The sequence below is a fragment of the Exiguobacterium sp. FSL W8-0210 genome (assembly GCF_038006045.1).
Lineage (GTDB): Bacteria > Bacillota > Bacilli > Exiguobacteriales > Exiguobacteriaceae > Exiguobacterium_A.
Map to the genome: position 1 here is coordinate 1,643,411 of NZ_JBBOUK010000001.1, position 12,639 is coordinate 1,656,049.

The 12,639-nt window shown below is 46.9% G+C and carries 9 protein-coding genes and 5 pseudogenes; 1 reads left to right on the forward strand and 13 read right to left on the reverse strand.

The window, feature by feature from the left end; all coding sequences use genetic code 11:
• Positions 1 to 7: 7 nt before the first annotated feature.
• Positions 8 to 541 carry an alpha/beta hydrolase fold domain-containing protein gene (locus MKY22_RS08740; RefSeq protein WP_341090108.1) on the forward strand — a complete coding sequence of 178 codons (534 nt, stop codon included), beginning with the start codon at positions 8 to 10 and terminating at the stop codon, positions 539 to 541.
• 70 nt (positions 542 to 611) lie between these two features.
• Here MKY22_RS08740 and MKY22_RS08745 read toward each other — a convergent pair.
• The 13 genes and pseudogenes from MKY22_RS08745 to MKY22_RS08810 all read right to left on the reverse strand — a co-directional run.
• Positions 612 to 2,012: pseudogene (locus MKY22_RS08745) on the reverse strand (MFS transporter).
• A 205-nt stretch (positions 2,013 to 2,217) separates the two neighbouring features.
• Positions 2,218 to 2,907: a hypothetical protein gene (locus MKY22_RS08750; protein ID WP_341088350.1), complete on the reverse strand. Its 690-nt coding sequence runs from the start codon at positions 2,905 to 2,907 to the stop codon at positions 2,218 to 2,220.
• 20 nt (positions 2,908 to 2,927) lie between these two features.
• Positions 2,928 to 3,457: pseudogene (locus MKY22_RS17365) on the reverse strand (nucleotidyltransferase family protein).
• A 154-nt stretch (positions 3,458 to 3,611) separates the two neighbouring features.
• The gene (locus MKY22_RS08765) at positions 3,612 to 4,535 is read right to left on the reverse strand and encodes a DMT family transporter (protein WP_341088353.1); all 924 of its coding nucleotides are present in this window, start codon (positions 4,533 to 4,535) and stop codon (positions 3,612 to 3,614) included.
• 105 nt (positions 4,536 to 4,640) lie between these two features.
• Positions 4,641 to 5,111, reverse strand: a complete 471-nt coding sequence (locus MKY22_RS08770) for a hypothetical protein (RefSeq protein WP_341088355.1) — start codon at positions 5,109 to 5,111, stop codon at positions 4,641 to 4,643.
• 31 nt (positions 5,112 to 5,142) lie between these two features.
• The gene (locus MKY22_RS08775) at positions 5,143 to 5,460 is read right to left on the reverse strand and encodes a hypothetical protein (protein ID WP_035407705.1); all 318 of its coding nucleotides are present in this window, start codon (positions 5,458 to 5,460) and stop codon (positions 5,143 to 5,145) included.
• A 29-nt stretch (positions 5,461 to 5,489) separates the two neighbouring features.
• Positions 5,490 to 7,529 (reverse strand): FtsX-like permease family protein, encoded by a 2,040-nt coding sequence (locus tag MKY22_RS08780; RefSeq protein ID WP_341088356.1) that lies wholly within the window; start codon positions 7,527 to 7,529, stop codon positions 5,490 to 5,492.
• On the reverse strand, positions 7,519 to 7,929 hold the full coding sequence (locus MKY22_RS08785; RefSeq protein WP_341088357.1) for a hypothetical protein: 411 nt from the start codon (positions 7,927 to 7,929) through the stop codon (positions 7,519 to 7,521). The genes MKY22_RS08780 and MKY22_RS08785 overlap by 11 nt, the downstream gene beginning before the upstream one ends.
• On the reverse strand, positions 7,926 to 8,675 hold the full coding sequence (locus MKY22_RS08790; RefSeq protein WP_082665911.1) for an ABC transporter ATP-binding protein: 750 nt from the start codon (positions 8,673 to 8,675) through the stop codon (positions 7,926 to 7,928). The genes MKY22_RS08785 and MKY22_RS08790 overlap by 4 nt, the downstream gene beginning before the upstream one ends.
• Before the next feature lie 96 nt (positions 8,676 to 8,771).
• A pseudogene (locus MKY22_RS08795) lies at positions 8,772 to 9,167 on the reverse strand (cytidine deaminase); the annotation flags it as partial.
• A gap of 156 nt (positions 9,168 to 9,323) precedes the next feature.
• Positions 9,324 to 10,400, reverse strand: a complete 1,077-nt coding sequence (locus MKY22_RS08800; RefSeq protein WP_341088359.1) for a transposase — start codon at positions 10,398 to 10,400, stop codon at positions 9,324 to 9,326.
• Positions 10,401 to 10,404: 4 nt separating this feature from the next.
• Positions 10,405 to 10,802: pseudogene (gene tnpA, locus MKY22_RS08805) on the reverse strand (IS200/IS605 family transposase).
• A gap of 225 nt (positions 10,803 to 11,027) precedes the next feature.
• A pseudogene (locus MKY22_RS08810) lies at positions 11,028 to 12,578 on the reverse strand (IS1182 family transposase); the annotation flags it as partial.
• Positions 12,579 to 12,639 lie beyond the last annotated feature (61 nt).

The window sequence follows — 12,639 nt, forward strand, 5'->3', positions numbered from 1 at the left end:
CCAGTGGATATTTCAACATGCTGATACGCTACACCTCGATGCTGCGCGTATCGCGATCGGGGGACATAGTGCTGGTGGGAACCTCGCTACTGCCATATCGTTATGGAACGCTGAGCAGACACATCCGGTTACGCTCATTGCTCAAATCCTTGACTACCCTCCACTCGATCTCGCAACGGACCCAGCGGACAAACCGTTTTTTAAAGAAGCCATACCTACTGAGCAGGCACGTCAGTTCAATGCGATGTACATCGCTCGCGCGGAAGATGCGTATCATCACCTTGCTTCGCCACTCTATGCGGCTCAACTTGAAGCACTACCGCGAACACTCATTTTAACGGCTGAGCACGACTCACTGGCGCAGGAAGCCCAGCAGTATGCTAAACGACTTCAAGCAGCAGGTGTTCACGTCGAACACCTGGAATTTGCCGGACAACCCCATGCCTTTACGCATCACGGTGACGCAAACGTAGCGCTTCAGGCTTGGCAACGGATTGCTGATTTTCTTAGACATGTCTTTCAGTCTGCTAAACGTTCGTAACGTTGCATCACAAATTCATGAAAAGCAACAGTCCCTCACTCCATCGAGTAAGGGACTGTTCGTTTTATCGTCATTCTTTTTTGTCATCTTCTTTCCACCACAGCGCATCTTCTGGATTTTTTGCGACTTCATGTACTTCCTGTTCCGAAGCAACCGTCGGATGTGATCCTTTGAGCGCCTTACCTGCTGTGTTCTCAAAGAAAAAGAAGAATGTGATGAAGCCAATGACGCTGACGGCTGTCAGGTAATAGGCTGGAGCGAGTGGATCTTCTGTCGTGTGCACAAGCCAGGTCGAGACGAGTGGGGTCGTCCCACCAAAGATCGACACTGCGATATTAAAGGTAACGGAAAGCGTCCGGTATCGCACATCTGAATAAAAAATACTTGGCAACAGACTTGGCATTGTTCCCTCGAAAATTGACAAAAAGAAACCAATAATGAAGATCCCGATGCCGACGAATAACAACCAGTCTTGCCCGATTAGGAAGAATGAGAGGATCGATGTTAAGGCTAACCCCGTCAATCCAAGCAGTACCAATCGTCGATTGCCGCGTCGATCGCTCAAGCGACCAAACGAGAAAGCGAGCGGAATCATAATAATCGTGACACCTGTGATTAACATCGTACTCGTTGCACTCGGTAGACCGATGATTTCATCCAGATAAGACGGCATATAGGATAACAACATATAGTTCGTGATGTTATAGAAAGCAACGGCGATGAAGCAGACGATGATGTCTTTCCGGTGTTCTTGGATGATCGTCCGAAACGTCGCTTGTTCCTGTTCACTCTCATCGATCTCATTCTCGAAAATCGGTGACTCATCCAAGTGTCGCCGAAGATAAAGACCAAATAATCCGAGTGGTGCACCTAAGATGAAGGGAATACGCCATCCTCAAGATGACATTTGATCGTCTGATAGAGAGACGAACAAGATCGTCGCTAACACGGAAGCAAGAATATACCCAGCTAATGTTCCAATTTCAAGACCACTACCGTACACGCTCCGATGTTTATCAGGTGAAGACTCGGCAATATAGACCATCGCACCAGCATATTCACCACCAGTCGAAAAGCCTTGCAAGATCCTTGCCAACAGTAAAAGAATCGGTGCCCAGACACCGATTTGATCGTAGGTCGGCAGCAGACCAATCAACAAGGTCGAAAATGCCATCATGACGATCGTCGTCGTCAAGACGACTTTTCGTCCTAAACGATCGCCCATTCGTCCAAAGATCAATCCGCCGAGTGGTCGCATCAAAAAGGCGATCGCAAACGTCGCAAACGTAAAGACCAGCTTCAGTTCATCATTTTCTACACCACTAAAGAAATTTTGACTGATAATGACGGCGAGGTAGGAGTACAACCCAAAATCAAACCACTCCATCGCATTGCCGATTCCGGTCGCATAGACACTCTTTTTCGTTTGCGCCGGATCAACGACATTGACATGTTCCCTTCTGAATCGCATGAAGTTCTCACTTCCTTTTCTATGAATGCGTTACGATTAACAACTCACCTCACCTTTTTGATCATCGATTGCTTTCATTATTTTCAACATATGATTGCATGGATAAGATTCCCCCTAAGCAGGACCGATAAACGCGCCATAACCTCAACCACATACAATTTCTCACCGGGTCACAGGAAATAAAAAAAGACCCACCGAGGCGGATCTAAAAGTCATCGGATAGTTCCGAAATCGGACTGTCTGGAGATGCCGTTATGAGCCGAAGTAGGACTTGTTCTGGTCGATCACTGACGATCCACATCACGTCCGTTCCGTTTTGGTAGGCAAGATTGAGCTGTTTCCCTTGCTTTTGAATATGTACTTTCAACCCGTTGATTGTGCGTGTTCGTTCTCCGAATCGTGCCGGAATCTGCTCACTTTTCAGTCGTGTCTCAATCACCGTGTAATGACGATTCGTGACAATTTTCGTCGTCATTTTTTTCTTGTTTCCTTCCCACGCTAGACTCCCTTCGATCGACTCGCCTTTCGTGGATTGATCCCGAATGAGATCCATCGAACTGCTTAACATCCAGTTCGACTTTTTTTCGTAGATCATCAGCGAATCATATTGCCCTTCAACCACGCTTGCTAGCAGTAGACTATAGTCGCCGAATCGCGCGTTCACTCGGAAAACGTCTTTCTTTAAGGTATAGGTTGACTTGTCACTCAAGTCATACTTAAATTGATGCTCGGCCGTCTCTGCAGCAGTCGGATAGGATCCACCATCGAACAAACTCGTGCCATCCACTTGAACTTTTTCTTTCACCTCGACACTCTTTTCCGGTGCACATCCGCTGATAAAAAGAAGTCCTAATACGAAAAGAGTGATCTGTTTTATAGGTTTGATTCGTTTCATAGCATAAGCTCCTTCCTGTTTCATATACAAATATGTAGACCTGTGTTGTCTTGCCATCTTTTTTCGATCACCCGTCGCTGAAAAATCAAATGACGCTCGGTATCGATTTGAAAATGGGGTGTCGGGCGAATGATTCGATCCCTAAAGTCACCTGCCCCGTACGGAAGATAGAGTTCAAAGTCCGGTCGTCTCGTCACGCCGATTGCCGTGACAGTCTCGGGAAACTTTGAAATCGCATCTTGTGCTGATGTATAAGGTGGTAACTCGTTAATCGTGTGCATACGTGCCTGATTTTTGACGGACCACGGTAAATCTATCCATTCACATAATTGCCGCTCATGTTTTTTTCCGTCGCTTCAGAAATATCCGATGGGTCAAAATAGACGATATCGATGTCCGACTGTGCGTTTTGATCAATGCACCAAATTTTCGAACGAAGGACACCGGCACAAATCCACCAATCCGGTAAATCGAGTCGTTCCACGGTCGTCAGCATGAGCTGCACTTCTGAGTCCTCTCGTAATCGTCGTTCGATATCCACTAGATTCATGCATTTCTCCTCCGAATCTACTTCCTAAATGATGACTCTTTCTTCAGTTTATCTCAATTCATCGATTAGGAAATCATTTCCTTCTTTTTATTAAGAACGATTAAACAAACAGCTCGTTCTAACGTATCTATCCATACGTTAGAACGAGCTGTTCTTAAATGCGGATCAACACGATACCTCCAAGCATGACAAGCAGACTGACGATCTGCACACCCGTGACCGGTTGTTTTTTTGCACCGAACAAGCCGAAACGATCAATCAACAGACTGCCGGTCAGTAAACCAATCGTGACGATCACGACAGCGAGTCCAGTACCGACGAGCGGAACGATGAAGGCATTACCGGCAACGAACAATGCACCAATCAATCCCCCGATCCAAATCCAAGCAGGTAAGGGTTGCGACCGATCGATGTGCCACTTCGTTCGGAGGATCAGATTCAGCAATAACAAGGTGATCGTCCCGATGACGAATGAAATCAAGGCGCCTTTGACGGCTGACCCGAGAACACTTCCGAGATGACCATTGATCGCCGTCTGGGCAGCACTCATCATACCGGTCAGAATCCCAAGCAGACGCCAGACAAGCACCGAGCTTTCTGATGATGCCACCTGTTGCTTGCGCCGTCGTGCAAAATAGTCACCGAGGGCGACCGTCCCGACGACACCGAGTAACACAAGCACTGCACCGATGACCCGTGTCAACGAAAGTGTCGTGACGTTCGCTTCAAACAATCCAAAATGATCAATCAACAGTCCCATGATGACTTGACCGAAAATCGGCATGATGACCGTTTGGACGCCTCCGAGTCGCGGAAACAGCAAGATGTTCCCAGTCAAATAAATGACACCGAGCAACCCTCCACCCCAAATCCAGAACGGTTCATCGGCAGTAGCTGAGAGACCTGTAAAATCCCCATCGACGAGCAAGACGAGAAGCAGTAGGAAGAGTGAGCCGATTGAAAAGGAAATCAGCGAAGCGAGGAACGGTGAACCGACGACACCCCGTAATCGTGTATTGACACTCGTTTGAACCGGTACGAGCAGACCGATGATGAATCCAATGATGATCGCAAGCATACGAGGACCTCCTTCTTCATGTGCCTTTCCATCATACGGCAGGCTCGCACGCGGAAGCGACCGGAATGCTCAAAAAGGAGCCGCTTCATCGACCGGCTCCACGAATTAGATCTTTTTCCACGACTTCGGATACGTCCTTAACTCCTTCTTCGTCGGATGCTCAGCATCAAGACGTTTTCCGTTTCGTTCAAGCAACATATCGGATACGAGCAAAACAATCGCAAGAACGACATAGACGGCAAAACTGAGGAAGAATGGCAAGTCGAATACGATCAGTATTGGAAAGAATAATCCCATTAAGATGACGAACAGAAAATCCGTTACATACTGCCATTGAATGATTTTCTTCATCTGTGGTTCTATCGTTAAAGCCATATCACGTTCGACTTCTTGCGAGTGGATCCGCGCAATCCAGACTAGTGCTACAAATAATAAAAATAGTGGCCAGTACATGTCCCGATTGGCGACGACCAACAGGATGCTAAAGCCGTACAGTAACGAGCTGTACAAACGTGGTTTAACGAGTTGACGTTTTTCTTCTTGAATGAACGCGATACGTTCGGCTTTCGTTTTCATTTAAATCCCCCAACTGATTTAACGTAACTGTTTAATCTGATCGAACGGTTCGTGATCGACCGATGTATTCGACCTTATTCTGAAATACTCGGTACATCCGGTATTCTCCAGTCGGTGCCGATTTCAATTGAACGGCAATCTGGTGACGTCGTGATTTTGATGATTCGGACGCTACGAAATAAGGTTTGACTGACGCGATATTGTCACGCCCGAACTGCTTCGTCACGTGCCGAACGACTTGCACTTCAACAATCTGCTCATAGGTTGCATCCCGTTCATCTGCGATCATCCACCAACCAACACCGCCAATCACTACAAGTAATAGAATCGCCCCGATCGTTTTTCGCATTTCGATCCCCCCGGTTCACTTGCCCATACTTACTGTTTCAATTCGTGAACGAGGTTTTCCTGCTTCCGTCGGGTGACGAACCAAGCGATGGCTAGGACAAGCACCACCAAACCGGCAATCGTTCCAGCAATCGTCGGGACGTTGAGATAGAATGATCCTGTATCATCAATCCGTGTCACGAAGATTGTCGCACCAAGACCACTGATCAGTCCAAAGATGATGCCGCTCCCAATGAACAAGAGCATTTGAATGAGTGTCAATTGACGCAGCCTGTTTCGAGTCAGCGCAATCGTCCGTAGCAAGGCATACTCGCCTCGTTTTCCACTCACGAAACTGAGTAAGGCGTTCGCAAGTCCGAACCAGACGGATCCACTCATGACGACAAGCGCAATGATGAAGACGAACCAACGTTCCGTCGTTTGTTGCTCCGCATTATGAAGCGCGTCAGATAGTCGATTCATTTGCAATGTCGGATAACTTTGCGTGATCTCTGATAATGTTGTGGTCACTTGCGCCTTCTTTAACTCGGATGGAACGTCGATAAAGACATTCAAGATGTGATCGCTTGGTTGCCGTAGCTCCTCATTCCGCCAATCCACGAGGATGTCTGGTGCTATCTTCTTTTCGATTCCAACGATTCGGAATTGACCGAGCGAAACGCTTCGCTCTTGTTCCCCATCCCATCGGCCGAGCGGCAACGTATCGCCTTTTTGGAGACTGTGTTTTTTAGCGAAGGTACGTGAGATGATGATTCCGTCTGTGTCACTCGTCTGTTCTCCCTCTAAGACGTCAAGACGACGATAGTCCGTCACTTCGTACTCGATTGAGACATCTTCCTGAAGCAACTGGTATTCAAAGGAGCTTCGAGACGATAGGAAGGTCTCTTTTGCGCCAGGTAACTCGGTTTCAATCCGTCGAATCAATTGTAGCGGGTCTCCTTGCGATCCTTCATCTAAACGACTCTTTAAGACGACCTCCGTCGGATATTGGCTGATGATGTACTTCCGCTCGTTTTGTTGCACCGTCTCAAGGAACGTCGATCCGATGACGACGATGATCATCAATACTTGAACGATCAGCATCAACCAGGCGTTTTTCCGTAGTTGTGGCAACACGCCCCGGAAGGCGACGAAACTCGTCGGTCCCGCTAACCGACGAACGATCGGTTCCGCTCGATGGAGCACTCCTTTCAAGAGGAGTGGCGTCGCGAGATACATCGTCAGTAAAAACGCGAGAGTCGCACCGAGCCATGCGATCACGCGCGCCCCTTCCGTACTGGCAATCACTTCAGCGAATAACACCAAACTGACGGTCAGTCCACTGCTGAACAGGACGAGACGTTTTCGTCGGAACGATCGTGATACCGTTTTTTGATTTTCTCGCAAGACGTGGAGTGGTAACACATCCCGTTTTCGATAAGCCGTACTCGCGAGCAACAGCAAAGTCAACAAGGCGCTACCGATCGTGATGAGCATTAATAACGCTCCCTGTTCAATTAGGAGGGAGACGATCATTTTACCCTCTATCGGCCATACCAGTTGTCCAAGTAACGCTAAGCTGATTCCCCCTACAATCGCAAGCAGCGTCCCTGCTAAGACAATCAATCCAGATTGAACGAAGAACAGCTGAAACAGTTGCCGTGTCGTCGCCCCAAGCGTCCGCATGATGGCAAATTGGACGGCATGTTTACGTAAATACAAGTCGAAATTCGCCATCAAGATGAAGCCGGACACGACAAGGATCAATACTGACAAGATGCCGATGTAGCCGTTCAGCGCCGGTGAGAGCGCTTGCCCTTCCGAAAGTTCAATCCGGAGCTTCGGATTCGCTTTGACGAGTGTATCGGCATAGTGGACGATATCCGTCTCTTTTTTTAGATTGAGCAAGACGGCTTTCGTTTCGATCGGATGGTTCTTCTTCAAATCAGCATACGAAAGCAAGACTTGATCGTTCGAAGATTCAGATGTTATCGCACTTGATAAAATCTCACAGATTCGATACGTCTCTTCTCCGACGCGAAGCGTTTGCCCGACACTACGATCCAGCGACTTCGCGAGTCTAGCTGACACAATCGCTTCTCCCTCTTTCAAATCGTTCGTGAAATGATACCGACTTTTCGTCAGGGCATCCGAATGAACTCCCATCGTCTCCACGTCGGCCATCGTTTGACCAGCGACGCGCGCTGTCGTCTGTAAGATCGACTCTGCGTCCAAGGTGATCCTTTTTAAGTTGCTCAAACACGGACTGATCCGCCTGCTCATCTTCAGGTGTATATTTGACCGTCAGATCGACTTGACCGTATCTTTGTTCACGATCCGCTTCGATAGCGGCTTGATTATGTAATAAAAAAATGACCATCGTTAAGACAAGACCAATCGAAATCATGACGCTTCCGATTGAGGTCACTAAAATCATCGGACTTTTACGGTACAGTCGGTGGGAAAGACGGAAGAGATGTTGTCGTTTCATACAGCCCCCACGAACTGCTCGTATGTCTCTAAGATCGGCGCCACGTCACCGGTCGACAGCTGATCGGCGACGATCTGTCCGTCATGGAAATACAGCACCCGCTTCGCATGAGCGGCTACGGTCGCATCATGGGTCACGAGCAGGATGCTCGTCTGTTGTTCGCGATTAAGTTCTTGTAGCAACTGCATGATTTCAGCAGATGTCTTGAAATCGAGGTTCCCCGTCGGCTCATCCGCTAAGATGATCGGTGGTCGACTGATCAAGGCACGTGCAATCGCAACACGTTGTTGTTGTCCACCCGACAGCTCTTGCGGTCGATGATTGTTCCACTTCGTCAGTCCGACTCGTTTGAGCCAAATCTCTACCTCTTGGTTGATCGTTTTGTCATCCATCCCCTTCAACATCAATGGTAAGGCGATGTTCTCCTGGACCGTCAAGTCATCGAGTAAATGAAACGATTGAAAGATGAACCCGATGTGTTGCTGACGGTATAACGTCGCAGCAGGTTCAGTGAAGATGTCGCGTTGCCGTTTTTCTTTTAAGGTCAACGTTCCACCGGTTGGCGCGTCAAGCGCTCCCAGGATATTCAACAGTGTACTTTTCCCGGAGCCACTCGTGCCCATGATGGCGATGAACCCTCCTTCCTCTAACGTAAAGCTGACTTGCTTCAATGCATGGATCGTCTCAGTTCCACGTATGTAGGTTTTTGATAACCGTTCGACTTCTAATAAAGCTGACACGCATATCCCTCCTTAGTTATTCCGTCTTTATCATAACCATAATAAGGATGATTTAGAAGTAAATGCAAAAAACTCCTCATCTAAACGACGAGGAGTTACTGGTTATTGTCGAACATATTTTAATGGAATCAAATCTGCAATCCGGACTTTCGTCAACTGATCGTCGATCGTCAAGAGGACAAATGCGTCCGGTGCATAATCAGAAATCAATTCGCGACACATGCCGCACGGACTGACGACATGAATCGTTCGGTCCGTCTCATCCGAATAGGGATGTCGGACAGCGACGATCGTCTCAAAATCCGTCAATCCATCCGTGATGGCGGAACCGATCGTGATGGCTTCCGCGCACACTGTCACCCGTCCGATATAGGCTTCGACATGAACACCTGTTTTTATTGCGCCATCTTTTGTCCGCAATGCAGCTGCGACGTGATGTTTATCGTCAGCGTAACGGCTTTGAATCGTTTCGGTTGCTAGTTCGACCAGTTGCAGGTCGGCTTCTTTGACACTCCCACGGCTAAAGCCGTAAGCTCATTCTTCGGGATGAGTGGGATTCCAAAGTGCTTGTGCGAGCGCAGTCCATTTCTGTTTTGCTCAAGCCTTCAGATGAGGGTGTGCCATCACCCCTCCTAAGACAGACCATAAAGGTTCTCAGGCTGATTGACTATTACCATCAACCACAGGTGCGTATCGAATGTTCATCGCACCGACGATGTCTCTGTGTTTCTTGAATCCACATGAACAAGAATATGTTCGATCTTTCGCTTTGTTTCTTTTGCCGCAGGAAGGGCATGTCTGAGATGTATATGCCGGATTGACATATTCAACTTTAATCCCTTCTAATTTTGCTTTGTACTCAATAAATGTTGCTAAGCGATAGAATGACCACGTGTGTAGATTCTTATTGTTTTTACGGCTTGTTCTTGCCGTCTGTCGGATGTTCGCCAGTCTTTCGAGGCGGATGACAGAAATGTTGTTTTCTTTTGCAAACTCAACGATTTCACGACTGACTTTGTGATCCGTATCTTGCATCCAACGTTGCTCTTTATTATCTAACTTCTTGATAGCCTTTAACTTTTTCTTTTGACCGAGATCTTTTCGTTTTGCAAGAAACTTTCGTTTCTTATACTTATTTTCTCGACCGTTACCAAAGAACCTAACTCGATCACAATCTGTAGTAGCGACTGCTGGAATCTTTAATCCCAGATCAACTCCTATTGTTTTTATTCCTGTTTTCTCTGTTGTCAAAATCGTGACAGCAATTTGTGCCATCCATTTGTTCGATTTTTTGATAATCCGGAGTGCTCCGAGTTTGTTGTTCAATAGTGAAAAAATACGATTGTCTTGATCGACCATCTCGGCGCGGATTGCCGTTTTCTTCGCTTTACCGTTTATCATGATGGGTAGAGAAATCGACTCAAAATCGAACGAATAGTTCTGGTTGTTCCATGTGCAGTACGGTTTCTTGAGAATAGGGATGATTCCAAACTGTGATTTTTTCGCTTTCTTGAAAACACTTTGGGCGTCCTTGATAGCTTGGTTCTTGACGGCGCTAGGCAAACGAACGTGAACATTCTTGCTTGTCATTTTTATCATTGTTTCTGCCTCTACCATGTCTGAAACAAGCTGGTTGACCGCGTGAATATAAGCCCCCATCATACTTTCCAAAATAGGCTGCTGTTCTCTAGTAGGAAGAAGCTTGATATTTACCGTCAATGTCTGAGACACGGTTTCACCCCCTTGTTTTTTGTTGTTCGACATAACGTCTGATTGTCTCACTCGATACATTTCCAGCAGTAGAGACGAAGTAGGAACGCGTCCAAAGACTTGGCAAATGTTGAAGATGAGCAAATTCTTCTCTAAGCTTTTTAGAGGTCACTCCTTTAAATTTTGCCATGATGTCAGCAGGACTAAGTGTTGGTAGAGTATTGAGAAACATATGCGAATGATCTTTATCGCATTCCAAAGCAATCACCGTGATCTCCAACTCTTCACATACCTCCCGTACCAATTGTTACGTGCTTCGACATCCTTACGAAGAAATATCTTTCTTCTGTATCGAGGGCAGAATACAAAATGATATTTAATCAAAGAAACGGTCGTGTGAGTTCTTCTGTAGTTGTTTTCCATAACATGATTGTGTCAGTTCATATGATTAGTTGAAACGATAAACTTTCGGATACATGAAGTGTCAAAACCGGTGGTTTATTACTGATACTCCGTATCCGACATGAGGCTGGGACATAACTAGCTGAATTTAACGAAAAGAAGGAATTGCCATCACTGAGGATGTGCAATTCCTTCTTTTTTCATTGTCTCTCGTCAAGCTGCCCTTCGGGCAACGCTTTGGATGAGCCATTTCCTCAAATTTACGGCCATGAGGATGAAGCCGAGCTCACGCTTCACCTTCGCTTTTCCTCGCACAGAAAAGCGAGTGAAACTCAAATTAGCCTTCAGATATCCAAAAACTGGTTCCACGTCTATCTTCCGTTTCGCATAGAGGGATCCTGTTTTTTGATCTGAAAGCCATTTTTTCATCTGTTCTTTTTGTTCTTCCCATGAAGTGTTTATGTGTACCTGTCGGTGACGCCCTTCTTCGGCCTTTGTACAACGGGAGCGGAACGGGCAGCCATCACACCCTTCACTTTCATACACCTTGAAATCACGCGTGAATCCGTAACGATCTGTTCTCTTGGACATGTAACGGAACGTTACGTCCTGTCCATTCGGGCACACAAACCGATCCGCCGTTTCATCGTAAGACCAGTTCGCTGTGTTAAAGGGATCGTTGCGCCATTTTCGCGACTTTTCTTTTTCGAACATCGTGTAAGGGATGAGTGGAATGCGCCCACGGCGCATCAGAATATCCTGATAATTCTCCTGACTCCCATAGCCGGCATCCGCAACGATATGCGGTGGTAGTGGTAAATATGAGCTGACCTCATCTAAAAAGGGGAGTAACGTCCGGGCATCCGTCGGATTCGGATAAATATCATAAGCGAGTGTGTATTGTCCTTCGGTCGCGATTTGAACGTTATAGCCTGGTTTGAGTTGTCCATTTTGCATATGATCTTCTTTCATTCGCATGAACGTCGCGTCCGTGTCCGTTTTCGAATAGCTGTTCCGTCCAGCGAGCGTCCTCTTTTGAAGGGCGTATCTCTGTTTCCGCTCGATGAAATCTGTAATTTCCTTTCGAAGGAGACGTGGTTCCTTCCGTTCAGAACGCAGACGTTTTCTTTCTTGGGTGTCCGTACTCGCCTCGATTTTTTGGTTGATGGAAGCGATATGTGCGTCTACAGCTTCACCCATGTGTTCGAGTTCTGAGAGAGTAAGCTCGTCCGGGTTTTCTCGTTCAATTTCCGGTAGGATGTCTTGTTCGACGAGGTTGTCATAGATACGATTCGATTTGTCCACGAGAGACGCACTATGACGTTCAATCGATTTCCGCCAAACAAAGGTATATCGGTTCGCATTCGCCTCTAACTTTGTACCATCGATAAAGATGGCTTCTTCATTGATTTCTCCCATCTCGACGAGATGGCAACGGAAGGTAACGAAGGCTTGCTTCAATATCGGAGTGACTGCGGGATGCACTCGAAAACGGTTGATGGTACGATAGCTCGGCGCATTCCCTTGTGCTAGCCACATCATCCGCAGACTATCGGATAGTAATCCTTCAATCTTCCGACCGGAGAAGACCGATTGTGTGTAGGCACATAAGATAATTTTCATCATCATGCGTGGATGGTAAGCCGGGCATCCTGTCGTGCGCATGAAAGGCTCGAACACATCGTCTGGAATGGATTCGACGAGATGGTGGACAGCGAACGCAATATCATTTTCTTGAAGACGAACTTCTAAATCTAAGGGCAGAACCAGCTGGTTCATGTTATAATCTTTAAACATAAGGGCACCTCCGATGGTTATGGTTTGATCACTTTAACTTTATCAGAGGTTGTCCTTATTT